Annotated in this window: 15 protein-coding genes; 10 read left to right on the top strand and 5 right to left on the bottom strand. The window is 63.0% G+C overall.

Going from position 1 to position 15,036, the window contains the following annotated elements:
* Positions 1 to 36: 36 nt before the first annotated feature.
* On the top strand, positions 37 to 255 hold the full coding sequence (locus tag ACP7D4_RS16415; protein WP_426102189.1) for a TOBE domain-containing protein: 219 nt from the start codon (positions 37 to 39) through the stop codon (positions 253 to 255).
* 153 nt (positions 256 to 408) lie between these two features.
* On the opposite strand, the gene ACP7D4_RS16410 is transcribed toward ACP7D4_RS16415, so the two are convergent.
* Positions 409 to 876 carry a hypothetical protein gene (locus ACP7D4_RS16410; RefSeq protein WP_426210137.1) on the bottom strand — a complete coding sequence of 156 codons (468 nt, stop codon included), beginning with the start codon at positions 874 to 876 and terminating at the stop codon, positions 409 to 411.
* 289 nt (positions 877 to 1,165) lie between these two features.
* On the opposite strand from ACP7D4_RS16410, the gene ACP7D4_RS16405 reads away from it, so the two are divergent.
* Complete coding sequence (locus tag ACP7D4_RS16405) at positions 1,166 to 1,486, top strand: DUF883 family protein (protein ID WP_426102193.1); 321 nt, start codon at positions 1,166 to 1,168, stop codon at positions 1,484 to 1,486.
* 220 nt (positions 1,487 to 1,706) lie between these two features.
* Here the strand turns inward: ACP7D4_RS16405 and ACP7D4_RS16400 are convergent, their stop codons facing one another.
* Positions 1,707 to 2,810 carry a GDSL-type esterase/lipase family protein gene (locus ACP7D4_RS16400; RefSeq protein ID WP_426210135.1) on the bottom strand — a complete coding sequence of 368 codons (1,104 nt, stop codon included), beginning with the start codon at positions 2,808 to 2,810 and terminating at the stop codon, positions 1,707 to 1,709.
* A gap of 308 nt (positions 2,811 to 3,118) precedes the next feature.
* Between ACP7D4_RS16400 and ACP7D4_RS16395 the strand changes: the two genes are divergently transcribed.
* The 5 genes from ACP7D4_RS16395 to ACP7D4_RS16375 are packed head-to-tail and all read left to right on the top strand — an operon-like array spanning position 3,119 to position 6,751.
* Complete coding sequence (locus ACP7D4_RS16395; protein WP_426102197.1) at positions 3,119 to 4,153, top strand: ABC transporter substrate-binding protein; 1,035 nt, start codon at positions 3,119 to 3,121, stop codon at positions 4,151 to 4,153.
* Between the two features lie 11 nt (positions 4,154 to 4,164).
* The gene (locus ACP7D4_RS16390) at positions 4,165 to 4,743 is read left to right on the top strand and encodes an SCO family protein (protein ID WP_426102199.1); all 579 of its coding nucleotides are present in this window, start codon (positions 4,165 to 4,167) and stop codon (positions 4,741 to 4,743) included.
* An 11-nt stretch (positions 4,744 to 4,754) separates the two neighbouring features.
* Positions 4,755 to 5,210, top strand: a complete 456-nt coding sequence (locus ACP7D4_RS16385; RefSeq protein WP_426102201.1) for a hypothetical protein — start codon at positions 4,755 to 4,757, stop codon at positions 5,208 to 5,210.
* 52 nt (positions 5,211 to 5,262) lie between these two features.
* A complete protein-coding gene (locus tag ACP7D4_RS16380) occupies positions 5,263 to 6,021 on the top strand; it encodes an ABC transporter permease (RefSeq protein WP_426102203.1) in 759 nt (252 codons plus the stop codon).
* Entirely contained in the window at positions 6,011 to 6,751 is a 741-nt protein-coding gene (locus ACP7D4_RS16375; RefSeq protein ID WP_426102205.1) for an ABC transporter ATP-binding protein, read from the top strand. The genes ACP7D4_RS16380 and ACP7D4_RS16375 overlap by 11 nt, the downstream gene beginning before the upstream one ends.
* Positions 6,752 to 6,764: 13 nt before the next feature.
* Here ACP7D4_RS16375 and ACP7D4_RS16370 read toward each other — a convergent pair whose 3' ends face one another.
* Together ACP7D4_RS16370 and ACP7D4_RS16365 are read right to left on the bottom strand one after the other, a co-directional pair.
* On the bottom strand, positions 6,765 to 7,379 hold the full coding sequence (locus ACP7D4_RS16370) for a TadE/TadG family type IV pilus assembly protein (protein WP_426102207.1): 615 nt from the start codon (positions 7,377 to 7,379) through the stop codon (positions 6,765 to 6,767).
* A complete protein-coding gene (locus ACP7D4_RS16365; protein ID WP_426210133.1) occupies positions 7,376 to 8,842 on the bottom strand; it encodes a pilus assembly protein TadG-related protein in 1,467 nt (488 codons plus the stop codon). Before ACP7D4_RS16365 ends, ACP7D4_RS16370 begins: the two co-directional genes overlap by 4 nt.
* A 209-nt stretch (positions 8,843 to 9,051) precedes the next feature.
* Between ACP7D4_RS16365 and ACP7D4_RS16360 the strand changes: the two genes are divergently transcribed.
* Entirely contained in the window at positions 9,052 to 9,627 is a 576-nt protein-coding gene (locus ACP7D4_RS16360) for an RNA 2'-phosphotransferase (protein WP_426210131.1), read from the top strand.
* A 96-nt stretch (positions 9,628 to 9,723) separates the two neighbouring features.
* Here the strand turns inward: ACP7D4_RS16360 and ACP7D4_RS16355 are convergent, their stop codons facing one another.
* Entirely contained in the window at positions 9,724 to 11,601 is a 1,878-nt protein-coding gene (locus ACP7D4_RS16355) for a potassium transporter Kup (RefSeq protein ID WP_426210129.1), read from the bottom strand.
* 171 nt (positions 11,602 to 11,772) lie between these two features.
* Between ACP7D4_RS16355 and ACP7D4_RS16350 the strand changes: the two genes are divergently transcribed.
* Positions 11,773 to 14,316 carry an ATP-binding protein gene (locus ACP7D4_RS16350; protein WP_426210127.1) on the top strand — a complete coding sequence of 848 codons (2,544 nt, stop codon included), beginning with the start codon at positions 11,773 to 11,775 and terminating at the stop codon, positions 14,314 to 14,316.
* Positions 14,313 to 15,014: a two-component system response regulator KdpE gene (gene kdpE / locus ACP7D4_RS16345; RefSeq protein WP_426102217.1), complete on the top strand. Its 702-nt coding sequence runs from the start codon at positions 14,313 to 14,315 to the stop codon at positions 15,012 to 15,014. The genes ACP7D4_RS16350 and kdpE overlap by 4 nt, the downstream gene beginning before the upstream one ends.
* Positions 15,015 to 15,036: the final 22 nt, after the last annotated feature.

Below are 15,036 nucleotides of genomic sequence, written 5' to 3'. Positions count from 1 at the left end.
CAACAACCCGACAACACCACAACTTAGGAGTCACACATGGCTATTACGCACATCAATGTCCGCAACCAGTTTCGCGGCACCATCAAGGAAATCATTTTCGGCTCGGTCGTCTCCGAGGTCGATGTCGAGACCGCGCACGGCATCGTGACCTCGGTTATCACGACCCGCTCCATCAACGACCTGGGCTTGAAGGTCGGCACCGAAGTTATCGCGCTGGTTAAATCGACCGAGGTGTCGATCGCCAAAGTGCAGTAGCGGACCGGCAGATTCGAGCGTTGTGCAATTTCTCAAGCAAGGTTGCTCTACTAAGGATTGCTCAACTAAGGATTGCTCAGCGAAGGATTGCTCAGCGGAGGATTGCTCAGCTAAGGGTTGCACAGCCAAGGTTGCTCAGCTAAGGTTGCTCAGCTAAGGGTTATTCAACTGGTAGCGGCGGTAATCGTAGCTGGCGCGGTAGGTGCGCAAGGCCCGCCAGTAGCGTTCGACCAATGCGGGGTGCTCGGCGTAGAACTGGCGCGAGACCATCAGGTACACGGGCGTGTGCTCGAACACCTTCCTGGTGCGCTCGATCTGCCCTGGATACTGGCGTGCGATCAATTGATCGGCCTTTTCCATCATCGCGACCACGCCGTCAACCCTGCCGGCGGCCAGCTTGGCAAAGGGAGGATCGAGCGCCTTGGCGCCGTCGTCGTAGGCCGCGCCAAGCTGCTTGAAGCGCTCGATCACATACATGAAGCCGGACTGCACGCCCAGGCGCTTTTCGCCCAAGCCTTGAAAACGCACGCCATCCCAGTCCAGCGGCGAGCGGGGGCGGCGGTAGACGGAGTACGTCATCACGCCCATGGCCTTGCTGGCGTCGACAGTGCCACCTGTCATCGGGAACGCTGACCGGCGACGCGCTCGACAGAAGCGGCAGCAGCGCCAGCAACGCCGCGACATGTCGTTTCCAGACAGCCAACATTTCCAACTCCCGATTGCACATTGATGCCGAAGCGTAACATGCCGCTGGCAGGTCTTCGGGAAAATTGGCTAAAAGCTAACCCCGTCCGTACGCTAGCGTACAGATCGCAGATCCCGCAAGAACTATGCTGTCTTACGGAACGAAAAACCTGTGGTGCGCTACGCGGGTCGCTCGATTAAAGATGTGCCACCAAGGAGAATTACCATGTTCAATTCAAACAAATCTGTCAGCAATGCAAGCCGCGAAATGCAGTCGATGATCAGCGAAGCCGAGCAAATGCTTAACGATGCCAAGACCGCGACGGGCGACAAGGCCGGCGAACTGCAAAAGCGCGGCATGCAATTGCTCTCGTCAAGCATCTCGAAGGCGCACGAACTTGAACGCATCGCGATCGATTCAGTGCGCGACATCGCCACCTCGACCGACAATATGGTCCATGCCAACCCATGGCGCTCGGTCGCCGGCGCAGGCTTGATCGGCGCCGGCCTCGGCCTGGTGTTGGGCATGGCGCTTGCGCGCGAGTAAAGCGAACCGGCAGCTTGCTGCCGCGTTCTAGCCGGGTGAAGTCCGTTAGCAGTGGATTATCTGCGATGCGATTTGTTCCCGGCCACAAGCGCCCCGCGGGGCGCTTTTTCATTGGAAAGGCTCGAAGCTGTACTACTCGCCCCGAATCCAAAAAACCCTCGGCCTACCATGACGTGGTGATGAAATTTACGGCGGACACAACCCTCCTGTCGGGCGCCGCTCACAGCACCGTGAGCGTGTCGATATTGGCCAGGCCGGCGCCGGTGGACTTCAGGCTGATCACGTTGGCCGTCGCCCCCTTGAGCGTGACCGTCACATCTTTGATGACCCAGCCGGTCCACGAACCGGAAGGGTTAAAGCTGATGCTGGTGGCGATGCCGTTCACGACCAGCTGCCCGCTCCTTGCCGCCGAGCTGCCATTGGCATAGCGGATGCGCAAGGTGCGCGTGCCGCCGCCCTTGCCGATGACACCATTGATCGTCATGACCCCGCCACTTGCCGGGAAACTGACGTAACCCCGCCCCTGCCAGCCGCCATAGGCGCGCGCGCGCGCGGTGCCGGCGCCGCTCAGCACGCCCGCTTCGGCCGGATAAGGGACAGCGCCAATGAAGCTGCGGATGCCGAGCCTGTTCTCCTCGATGCCCTGCGCGACCAGACGCGCGATCTGGGTGGCGCCGTATTCCTGGAAGTGCGTGATGTCATGTACGCCGTTGGGAAATACCGGATACTGGCCCGCCTCCAGCCATAGAAATACATCGGTGGTGGCCGGCACGCCAATGCCGTTGTAGAACGCGATGCTCTTGGCGTTCAGGTCGATCAGCGGCACGCTTTTTTCTGTGGCGAGTTGCTTCATGGCGGTGCTGCGATCGACAAAGTCGTTCAGAAACTGAGCGCTGCTGTCGTACCGACGGCGCCCCATCGGCGTGACCAGCACCGGAATCGCCCCGTACTGGCGCGACAGGTCGATATACATGGCGAGGTAGGTCTTGTAGCTGGTGAACGGATCGGTATGCAGCCGAACGTCGCTGTAGCCGTCGTTGTGCCCGAACTGCACGAACAGATAATCGCCAGGCTTGATGACGCCGAGGATCGCCGACAGCCTGCCTTCATCGACAAAACTCTTGCTGCTCCGGCCGCCCACGGCGCGGTTGCTGAAGGTAACGCCAGTTGTGAACAAGGCCGGGAGGCGGGCGCCCCACCCCTGCTGCGGGTAGTTATTCGCGCCGTTGGTCATGACGGTGGAGTCGCCGGCAAGGTAAATGACGGGCGCGGCCAGGGCCTGGTGCGCGAACCCCGCTAACAACATGGACAACATGGACAACATGGTCACCATGGATAACAAGAAGGCGCGACAATTCCTCACCAAATACCAGTGTGCTTTCATGATTTTTCTTTCTCTTGTATGCTGGCGCCGCGCGCACATGCCTTAATCAGACTGCAGGCGCCCGCAGGCGGTTCGGCGCTTGCGAAAAAAAATCCGCGCCCCTAAGAAAAACGAGCCACATGAGAAAAACGGGCCGTCAGCGGCGGCCTGGCTTACACTGTCGCAATACAGAATGTCTGCTTGGTAACGCGTCCAGTGTACAATCGGGCGCAACAGAACGGTAACAACACACACACGCAGGCTTTACGATGAATGACGATTCTGGCGCTTTCCAGCTGCGCCGCCGCCAAGTACTTACGGGTGCGCTGGCAAGCGCGCTGCCGCTGGCCGTGCCTTCCCTGGCCTTTGCCGCACCCGAGCCGTTGATCGTCGGCGGTTTGCCCGTCACCTGCAACCTCACGCTCCCGGTCGCCTGCATGGCCAAGGCCACCAGCAACGCGAAAGCCGGCAATACGGGCCAGGCTTTCCAATACAGCAAATACAGCGGCTGGCCCGAGATCAAGGAATCCTTGATGACCGGGCGCATCCAGGCTGCCTACATGCTGGCCCCGCTCGTGATGGACCTCACCGACAAGCGCATTCCCCTCAAGATCGTGTCGCTGGGCCACCGTTCCGGCGCCGTGATCATGGTGCGCACCGATTCGGCCCACAAAAGCTTCAAGGACTTGCGCGGCAAGCGCATCGCCATTCCGAGCCGCTTTGCGGTCGACTTCCTTTTCCTGCGCAAGATGCTGGCGCGCGAAGGCATGTCGCCCAAGGACATCACGGTCATTGAAATGCCCCCGCCCGACATGCCGGCCGCACTGTATGCCAATGCGGTCGACGCCTACTGCACGGGCGAGCCGTTCGGCGCAGCCGCCCAGCGCGCCGGCTACGCTCGCCCGCTGTCGATGACGCGCAACGAGTGGCGCAATTACATCTGCTGCGTGCTCACCGTGCGCCAGGAACTGATCCGCGATAACCGTCCGCTGGTGCAGGATCTGGTCAACCATGTGCAGGCGGCCGGCAACTGGCTCGACGCCACGCCGGTCAATCGCGCCAAGGCGGTCGCTATCGCATCTGGACGCAAGTACTTCAATCAAGACCCGGCAGTGCTCAAGTTTGTGATGGAAAACCCGGCCGACCGCGTCACCTATGGCGACCTGCGCATGCTGCGTCCCGAGTTTGACGAGTTGATGAAACTATCGATCGAAGCGGGCACGCTGAAAAAGCCGGTTGCCTACGAAAGCTATATGGACGAGAGCTTCGTCAAGAACCTCAAGCCGACCATCATCGCGCTGTAACCTGGAACGCCATGAAGCCTGTATTTTCCCTCGCCCTGATCCTTTCCTTGCAAGCCGGTGCCGCGCAGGCAGCGCCGGCATTGAAGGCGGGCGTGTTCGAGCCGCCGCGCGCCGCGCCGCAATTCTCCCTGCCGTCGTCGAACGGCCAGTTCAAACTGAGCCAGTTGCTGGGCAAGGTCGTGGTGCTTGAATTTGGCTACACCACCTGCGTCGACGTCTGCCCGGTGTCGCTCGCGGCGCTGGCCGACGCGCGCAAGAAGCTGGGCGCCGCCGCGGCCGACGTGCAGGTCGTCTTCATCACCGTCGACCCGGCGCGCGACAAGCCGGCGCGCCTGAAGTCGTATCTGGCCGCGTTCGACCCCAGCTTTATTGGCGTGACCGGCAGCCAGGCGCAGATCGATGCGCTGCTCAAGTCGTACGGCATCAGCGCCGCCCGGCGCGTGGCCGGAGGCGACGCCAAGAACTACTTCATGAGCCATTCGTCTTACCTGTATTTCATCGACCGCAAAGGCATGCAGCGCGCGATGATGCCGTTCGGGCGGCCGTCCGACGAGATGGTGCACGACCTCAAGCTGCTGCTGCAGCCCTGAGGCGCAAGGGTTTGCGCATCAAACGCAATGCCGCACTGCTGGCGGCCACGGTGATCGCGCTGATTGCGCTGATTGCGCCAGCTGCGCTGTGGGCCGCCCTGGCGCCGCTCGCCGGGGCTTCGCGCGACTACCTGTTCGAGATACCCAAAGGGACCTGGGCGCGCCGCATGGCGGGCGAAAAAATCGAGATCCTGCCTTCGCGCGTGGTGCTGACGCTGGGCGTGCGCGACGTGCTTTTGCTGCGCAACAGCGACACCGTGCCGCAGATCTTCGGACCGGTACTGATCATGCCGGGTCAGGACTTCCGGCTGCCGTTCGCGCAGGTATCGGAAAACCAGTTCGACTGCACCGCCCATGCCAGCGGCCAGATGACGGTGGTTGTTGAACCGGCGCCGACGCCGGGCTGGCCGCGCCTGCGATGGCGCCTGGCCGCATTCGAGCGCCGGCTTCATCCCGATTCACCTTGATTCACCTTGATTCGCCTTGTTACCTTTCACGATTACCCTCACTAGGCAGCTGATGGAAAAGATAAAAAACGCGTTACCCTCGATTGTGCTGATGGCGCTGCTGATCGGCCTGTGGTGGTGGGTGGTGGTTGCCACCGACAGCCTGATCTTCCCCACGCCTGGCCAGGTGGTCGCCGGCACCATGGAACTGGCGGCCGACGGCACGCTGTGGGAGCATATTGGCGCTTCGCTGTTCCGGGTTGGCTGCGGCTTTGCGCTGGCGGTGCTGGTGGCAGTGCCCATGGGACTGTGGATGGGCCGTGTTGACGCCGTCTATCGCACCTTGAATCCGGTCTTCCAGATCATGCGGCCGATCTCGCCGATCGCCTGGATTCCGCTGGCGATTTTATGGTTCGGCGTGGGCGACGTCTCGCCGGTGTTCCTGATTTTTATCGCCGCCGTGTTCCCGATGATCGTGCAAACGGCTGCCGGCGTGCACACCATCGAGCGGCGCTACCTGCATGCGGCGCAAAATTTCGGCGTCTCGCGCAGCACCCTGTTCCGGCGCGTGATCGTGCCGGCGGTGCTGCCGGAAATCGTGGTGGGCATGCGCATCGGCCTTGGCGTGGCGTGGCTGGTGGTAGTGGCCGCCGAGATGATCGCCCTGCATTCGGGGCTGGGCTACCTGATCATCGATTCGCGCAACGCGGGCAACCGCTACGACCTGGTCATCGCCGGGATGATCATCATTGGATTAATCGGACTTCTGCTCGACGGCGTCATGCGCCTGCTCGAAGGACTCAAATCGGTAAGGTGGCGCTATGGAAGATAAGATCGTCGTCAAGGACATCAAAAAGCATTTCGGCAGCGGTGCGAACGCGCTGCCCGTGGTCGGGGGCGTGAGCTTGCGCATCGCCGATGGCGAATTCGTCGCGCTGGTGGGGCCGTCCGGCTGCGGCAAGTCGACGCTGATGAAAATCATTTCCGGCTTCGAGCAGCCGGACGAAGGCCAGGTCAGCATTGACGGCAGGCCGGCCAACCAGCCCAGTGCGAAAGGGATCGTCATTTCGCAGCACGGGTCGGTGTTTCCATGGCTGACGGTGCAGCAGAACCTGATGTTCGGCCTGAACGGCGACGGCCACGGCGACAAGGCCGAACTGGCCGATCACTACGCGGCCATGGTGGGCTTGAAGGGTTTCGAGAATGCCTACCCGCGCGAACTGTCGGGCGGCATGCTCAAGCGCGTTGAAATTGCGCGCGCGCTGGTCGTCAAGCCCGAAATTCTCTACATGGACGAGCCGTTTTCGGCGCTCGACGCGCTCACCAACCTCAAGATGCGCACCGAGCTGCTGCGCATCCTGGCAAAAGAGCGGCACACGGTGCTGTTGATCACGCACGATGTGGAGGAAGCAATTTACCTGGCCGACCGCATTTTCGTGCTGTCGCAACGCCCCACGATGATCCAGGCCACCTTTGAAGTCAAGCAGGCGCACCCGCGCAAGCTGTCGAGCCCGGAACTGCAAGAGCTCAAGGACAACATCCTGGCCGAGCTGGGCCTGTAGCGCGGCTGCGACCTCAATTGCACAAGGCCGATCCGGGAACGTAGCCCAGCGACTCGGCCCGCACGATGGTCGTGGCGACCGGATAGTTCATCGGCAGTTTAACCAAGGGAAAAAGCGGCTCGTAAGGCACCGGCGTGCATTCGCTGCCGCCCGGCTGGCAAATGCGCACGCGGATCAGCCTGATACAGCTCGCGTCCCCGTTATCCTTGGCGCAATTGACGCGGTTGCGGGCGGGACAACTGGGCATGGCAGCCGCAGGCATGGACACCATGCTGCTGCTGCTGTTTGAATCGTGCTGCATCGACATGTAATCGATGCGGATATGCTTGTCGGTAATCGGCTTGCCCAGCGCCAGTTCGCCGGGTCCGTCGCGAAATACGGCCGCCTGGCGCAGCGCGTTCATGGCCGCGGCATCGTTGAAGTCGGTGACCGATGCAGATCGCGCCGCGCGCCGGGTGACCTCTTGCAACGTGTTCCACATGTACAGCCCGCGCGCCACCTCCAGGATCGTAAATACCAGCACGAAAAAGAACATGGCCAACAGGGCGAATTCAAGCAGGAATGAGCCAGCCTGGCGTGCGGCGGGCGCCCTTTTCATACTTTTGACAACGTGCGATGGGGTGTTCATTTATAGAGCTCCACGGTGCCGCCCAGCGACTGGTCCGTAGCAATTCCCGCAAATTCTGCGTAAATGCTGGTGGACGTGGCTGGAACTGTCATGAAAAATTTCCCTACTGCCAGGACGGTCGCGCTGGCCTTGGCGCCATTGGATACCGGACACAGCAGCAACGGGATATTCAGGACGCGTCGATTGCGCAAGCCGCGCCCATGTGCGGAGCTTGGTTTAAGGTCGGTGGCGGCACTGCCGGAAAAATACGGCGCGGTGGAATAGCCGGATTTGGTATCAGGCAGCCCGGGTGCAAACAAGGCGGGCCACAGCGTCTTGTCGAGGGTGACGTAGCCGCCGGCCGGCTCGGTGGGTGACGCCAGATAGGCGCTGTACGGTACCGGCTTGGCATACGACCAAAGTAGTCCGTACTTGGCTGCCGTATTGCTGCCGGGAAGCGGAATCGGATCCGCAACAGTGAGCAACTTCCCGTTATCGGTCATCGTCGTGGCCGTTTGACCGGCTGGTGTCGTCGCCATCCATGAATTGCTGGCGGTATAAACAAACGACTTGATGTTGGCGTCCGGCGGCGCCATGCGATAGCTGCAGGAGCCGCCGCTGTACTGGTCGAAGCGGGAGTTGAGCTGTTCGTAAAGGCTTGCCAGAGGGAACTTCTTCTTGACCGAAATCTGTCCTTTCATGACCCCTGACATTGGCAAGGTGCCGGAGCATACAAAGGGACCCACGTCAGCGGCGGTGGTATTGCTGGCGCCACTGGCGCCGGACGCAGCGATGGGGTCGACGACGAAATGTTCAGGCGATGAGCCGCCGGGGTTGAGCTGCATCAGGTCATAGCCTACACCGCGGCGAAACCCGTATTGCACCAGTTCGTTGCTGGGCGAGCGGGACGAGGCCGGCACCGTCGACATGGCGCACAGCGCCAGCGGCATCACGTTGGTCGTCGAGCGGCCGGCAACGGCGCTCGCGCCCGTGGTGGAGCTGTCCAATTTGGTCGACACGAAGCGCATCAGGTAGTTGTCGATGGTGTTGGCCGCGGCGCCCAGTTCAGCTGTATCGACTTTGGCGAACATGACGCCTTCGGGTGCTGCGCGGGCCGCCGTTGCATCCATCCAGCCGGCGCCCTTGGGAGCGGTGCTGAATTTGAGCGCGGCGTCGGACCAGGTGAAGGTGGCGTTCTCATAGGCGAACTTTTTACCCGCGGCGGCCGTGGCGGCAACGTTCAACGCTGCATCGATGCTGCCGGCGGTACCGGACAGTTTTTCGGCCGCTGCCAGCGCGGCGGCGTCGGCCGCCGATTGCAACTCGACTGTACGATTGTACAAACGGCTCAGGTCGAGTGCCATGCCCAGGAAGGCGAGCATCAAGATCAACAGCACCGCGAACAGGACGGCAAAGGCGCCACGCTGATGCGGCCCCGGATGCTGCAGCGTGGGCCGATTCGTCGGCAATCTGTTCACTGTCATCGCGTTTTCTCCCGTGCAATCCAAAGCTGAAGCACCCATTTGCATCAAAGCAAATGCTAGCGGAGCGGACAGTGGGAGGGTTGATCTGGGGCAAAAATTACAAGATCAGCCGCGTGGCTTTGACGGCTACTTATTTATCTGCCATCACTAAGCTATCGTAACCAAGCTATCGCCCGGGATACAATCATGGTTAAATTGAAAGATCCGCGATGAATAGCCCAAATAACCTCGAACGCTGCAGCAAATTTCTGTCATTAATTCTCAGGCACGAGCCACACAAAATTGGCTTGGTGTTGGATGGCAATGGATGGGCCGATGTCGATCGCTTGCTGCAGCAAGCTGCCGCCCATGGCGTCGCCATCGCGCGCGCGTTGCTGCAAACGATCGTCTCAAGCAGCGACAAGCAGCGCTTTGCCTTGAGCGATGACGGCCAGCGCATTCGCGCAAACCAGGGCCACTCGATCGCCAGCGTCGACCTTGACCTCGGGCCGAGCGCCCCGCCGCGATTGCTCTATCACGGTACCGCAAGCCGCTTCATTGACCCCATCAGGGCATCTGGCCTGATTCCAGGATCGCGTAATCACGTGCACCTGTCCGCCGACCTCGCTACGGCGAGCAAGGTGGGATCGCGCCATGGAAAGCTGGTCCTACTCACCGTGCGCGCTGGCGATATGGCAGAAAACGGCCATGCCTTTTATGTATCGCAAAACGGTGTCTGGCTGACGGCTGCAGTGCCCGTTGCATACCTCATCTTTTCCGATACCGACCGCAGGCCACTGGAATAGCGCGGAAAATCGAGCTCGCCCACAGCGCCCGTTGAAGGCCCTACAATGTTGGCCTGGCTACATCCCCCCTCAGTTCCACCCTCAGTTCCACGACGTTCAAATCTCGATCTGGGTGCCCAGTTCAATCACCCGGTTGGCCGGGATCCGGTAATAGTCGGCGGCGCTGCGGGCGTTGCGCGACATGGAAATGAACAGCTGCTCGCGCCACGGCCACATGCCGCCTCCCGGCGTCGCAATGACGGTCTGGCGCGCGATAAAAAACGACGTTTCCATCATCGCCACAGGCGCCGCCTTGTCCTCCCACGCCTCGAGCAGTGCGGGAATGTCCGGTTCGTCCTTGAAGCCGTAGCAGGCCATGAGCTGGAAGCAGTTGTGCCCCAGGGCCGTGATGACGACGCGCTCCCCTGGCCCGACGTAGGGCTGTTCCAGTATGCGCACGGTGAGGAAAATCACCCGTTCATGCAGCACCTTGTTATGCGACAGGTTATGCAGCAGCGCATGCGGCACGCCGTCGCTCTCGCTGCGCAGGAACACCGCGGTGCCCGCCACCCGCACCGGCGGCGCGACGAACAGCGACTCCAGAAAGGCGTCAAGCGGGATGGCATGCTTTTGCAGATTGGCGAACACCAGCCGGCGCCCGCGCTTCCAGGTCATCATGCCGGTGAACAGAATGGCGCCCAGCAGCAGCGGAAACCAGCCGCCATGAAACAGCTTGAGCGTGCTCGCCGAGAACAGCACAATGTCGAGCACACAGAAAAACCCGGTCGCGGCAAGGCACAGCGCAAGCGGCAACTGCCAGCGATAGCGGGTGACGAAATACGTCAGGATGGTTGTGGCCAGCATGGTCGCCGTCACCGCGATGCCGTAAGCGCCGGCCAGGTTTTCGGAAGAGCCAAAGCCCACCACCGCCAGCAGCACGACCGCCATTTGCAGCCAGTTCACGGCCGGCAGGTAGACCTGACCGATTTCACTTTCCGACGTGTGCAGCACCCGCATGCGCGGCAGCAGCCCCAGTGCAATGGCCTGCTTGGTCATTGAGAAGGTACCCGAAATGGTCGCCTGCGACGCGATCACCGCCGCCATGGTCGACAGCGCCACCAGCGGATAGATGCTCCAGCTCCCCAGCTGGTTGTAAAACGGGTTGACCACGCTTTCCGGATGCACCATCAGCAGCGCCCCCTGTCCCAGGTAATTGAGCGCCAGCGCCGGAAACGTGATGGTGGACCAGGCAAGGCGGATCGGCGCTTTGCCAAAATGGCCCATGTCGGCGTACAGCGCTTCGGCCCCGGTAAAGGCCAGCACTACGGCGCCCAGCGCGATAAAGCCGGCAAAGCGGTTGGCCAGCAGGAAGCGCAAGGCATGCACGGGATTCATCGCGGCCAGCACCTGCGGCGCCTTGGCGATATTGATCACGCCCATGACCGCCAACGCCAGGAACCAGGCCAACATCACCGGCCCGAACCAGCGGCCGATGCCGGCCGTGCCGTGCCGCTGCACCGAATACAGCCCGATCAGGATCACGATGGAAATCGGCACCACGTAGCGCGCCATGCCGGGCGCGGCCACTTCCAGGCCTTCGATGGCGCTCAGCACCGAAATGGCCGGCGTGATCACGCTGTCGCCGTAGAACATGGTGGCGCCGAACACGCCAAGCACCATCAGCGGGACATACCAGCGCGACTTGCTGGTGACGGAATTGAGCGCCAGCGCCATCAGCGCCATGATGCCGCCCTCGCCCCGGTTATCTGCGCGCAGCACCAGCGCCACATACTTGAGCGAGACGATCAGCGTGAGCCCCCACAGAATCAGCGAGATGATCCCGAGCAGGTTCGGGGTGGACAGCGCCAGGCCGTGGGCCGGATCGAAAATCGTCTTGAAGGTGTACAGGGGACTGGTCCCGATGTCGCCGTAAACGATGCCTACCGCCGACAGCGTCAACGCTGCCAGGCGGCCTTGCTTGTGCTCTGAGCTCACAGCTATTCCTTGTTGGTTGATGGATGAAGCCAAGCCAAGCTTATCGACTAGCGCGTAAAAAAATCATCAAGACTTGCCCGGCCCGTATATTGAAAGCGTAAAAACGCCGCTGCACTGGGCCTGGCAGGGTGGATATGGCACAATCACCGGATACCGGCAACGTCACACCTTATGTCCAGCAGCGATCTCGAAGCTCCCCGCCCCCCGTGCAAGCGCGGCAGCCTGCGCATTTATTTTGGCGCAGCCGACGGCGTGGGCAAGACCGACGCGATGCTGGCGGCGGCCCGCCTGCTGCAGCAGCAAGGGCGCGACGTGCTCGTCGTCGCCCCCGCTGCCGGGTTCGACCTTGACGCCGCGCTGGCGCGCAAGCCCGCTGTGGTGGTGCTGGGCCAACTGGCCAGCCCCAACCCCGCGCCCGCGCGCCATCCGCGCCGCTGGCAAGATGCCGACGAATTGCGCAGCGCCGGCATCGACGTGTTCACCACGCTCAACGTCGACCAGCTGGAAAGTCTGTTCGACGTGGTGCGCGCGATCACCGGCGCGGTCCCGGCGCACTCGCTGCCCGACACGGTGTTTGACGGCGCCGAGCAGGTGGTGTTTGTGGACGGCGCGCCAGACGTCCCGGGCGCCTTGCACCCACTGCGCGAACTGGCCCTGCGCCGCACTGCCCAGCAGGCCGAACACGCCGCGCGCGCGCACCGCGGCGCCGGCGCGGGAGCGGCCTTGCTGGCCTGCGTGGCGGCCGACGACCAGGCGCAGCACGTGATTCGCAGCGCGGCCCGGCTGGCCGGCCAGGTGAACGCCGACTGGCACGTGATCCACGTTGAAACGCCCTCCATGCAGCGCCGGGGCGCGGCGGGGCGCGAGCAGCTCGCGCAAGCTTTTGCGCTGGCGCGCAGCCTGGGCGCCAGCACCACGCTGCTCGCTGGCAGCGACATCGCGCTGATGATCGCCGACTACGCCCGCAGCCAGCATTTTTCGCGCATTGTCCTTGGCCGCAGCCGGCGCAGCGGCGCCCTGCCGTGGCGCGCGCCGCAGCTGCGCCGCATCGCCGCCTACGCGCCTGATATCGACCTGATCGAAACCGGCCACGCCAGCACGGCCCCGGCGCGGGCCGACGTTGACACTGGGGTTGGCACCAGTGTTGGCACCAGTGTTGGCACCAACGGCGCGCCGCCCGCACAGGCGCATCCCCGCTCGCGCCGCCAGCGCTACCTGCTCGGCGCCGGGGCCAGTGCGCTGACGGCCGCGCTCACCGCGCCCTTGCTGCCGTACTTCGACCTGGCCAACATCGCCATGCTGTTCCTGCTTACGGTGGTGCTGGTAGCAGTGCGCTTGGGGCGCGAAGCGTCGGTGGTGGCCGCTGTGGTGAGCGCCGCGGCGCTGCTGCTCAGCGCGCGCGGCATGGCCATTGGCGCCGCCGACCTGCAGTACAGCGTGATGTTCCTGGTGATGCTGGCGGTCGGCCTGATCACGGCGAGCCTGACGGCCGATCTGCGCTACCAGGCGCGCTTTGCGCTGCAGCGCGAAGCGCGTTCGCGCGCGCTGTACGAATTTGCGCGCTCGCTCTCGAGCGCACTGCAGACCGAACAGGTGTTCGAGATCACCCAGGCCTTTATCCGGCAAACCTTCCAGGCGCACGCCACGCTGCTGCTGCCTGACGGCGCCGCGCGCCTGGCCTATCCGAGCGCGCAGCAAGGCGTCGTGCATGTGCCCGTCATGAGTGTGCTCGACATGGGCGCGGCGCAGTGGGCATTCGACCGCGCCCTGCCGGCCGGCGCCGGCACCGACACCCTGCCCGGCAACAGCTTTTATTACCTGCCGCTGGTGGCGCCCATGCGCACGCGCGGCGTGCTGGCCATCTGGGGCGGGCAGGAAGGCGCCGCGCTGGCGCACGAACAGCGCAAGCAGCTTGAAACCTTTGCCGCACTGGCCGCAATCGCGCTTGAGCGCGTGCATTACGTGGAGGTGGCGCAAGACGCGATGGTGCGCATGGAATCGGAGCGGCTGCGCAACTCGCTGCTGGCAGCGCTCTCGCACGATTTGCGCACGCCGCTCACGTCGCTGGTGGGCCTGTCCGAGTCGCTCGCGCTGTCGCGCCCGGCCCTGAGCGAAGCGCAAGCCGAGATGGCGTTCGCGCTGCGCGATGAAGCGGTGCGCATGAGCACCCTGGTGTCGAACCTGCTCGACATGGCGCGCATGCAAAGCGGCCACGTGCGCCTGAACCTGCAGTGGCAGACGCTGGAAGAAATCGCCGGCAGCGCGCTGCGCGCCAGCCGCTGGCAACTGGCGCGCCACGTACTGTGGACCAGCATTGCGCATGACCTTCCCCTGGTGCGCTACGACGCGGTGCTGCTCGAACGGGTGCTGTGCAACCTGCTAGAAAACGCGGCCAAGTACACCCCGCCCGGCTCGCGCATCGGCATTACGGCCCAGCCCAGGGGCAGCATGATGGAAGTGACGGTGCATGACAACGGCCCGGGCCTGCCGCCGGGGCGCGAGGAAGACATTTTCGAAAAATTTACCCGGGGCGAGCGCGAGTCGCCGATTCCCGGTGTCGGCCTGGGCCTAGCCATTTGCCGCGCCATCGTCGAAGCGCACGGCGGCGCGATCCGCGCCGGCGCCTCGCCCGAAGGCGGCGCCGCCTTCATTTTCAGCCTGCCGCTTGGCACGCCTCCCGAACTACCTGCAATGGACGAGCAAGGACCAACATGAGCGAGACCAATCCAATAGCCCTGCTGGTAGAGGACGAGCCGCAAATCCGGCGCTTTGTGCGCATGGCGCTCGACGCCGAAGGCTGGCAAGTGTTCGAAGCCGAATCGATGCGGCGCGGCCTGATCGACGCCGGTACGCGCAAACCCAATTTGATCATCCTCGACCTTGGTTTGCCGGACGGCGACGGCATCGACTTCATCACCGACGTGCGCTCCTGGTCGCGCGTGCCGATCATCGTCCTGTCGGCCCGCACCGATGAAACCGACAAGATCGCCGCGCTCGACGCCGGCGCCGACGACTACCTGAGCAAACCATTCGGCGTAGGCGAACTGCTGGCCAGGGTGCGCGCCACGCTGCGGCGCCAGGGCCAGCCGCCACTCGACGCCGGCGCTCTGGTATGCTTTGGCGACGTCCAGGTCGACATTCAAAAGCGGCTGGTCAGCAAGGCCGGCAAAGGCGTGCACCTGACCCCGACCGAATACCGCTTGCTGTGCGTTCTGGTGGTCAACGCCGGGCGCGTGGTCACCAATCCGCAGCTGCTGCGTGAAGTGTGGGGGCCGTCCAACAGCGAAAATGGCCACTACCTGCGCATCTACATGGGCCACTTGCGCCAAAAGCTTGAAGACGACCCTACCCAGCCGCGCTACCTGCTCACCGAAACCGCGGTCGGTTACCGGCTGCTGTTGCAGGCCGATTGATTGGCCTTTTTAAGAGAGAAAA

Source organism: Massilia sp. TWP1-3-3, assembly GCF_049897805.1.
Classification (GTDB): domain Bacteria; phylum Pseudomonadota; class Gammaproteobacteria; order Burkholderiales; family Burkholderiaceae_D; genus Telluria_A.
Note: the sequence above shows the minus strand (reverse complement) of the source record. Positions and strands in the feature narration are given on the sequence as shown.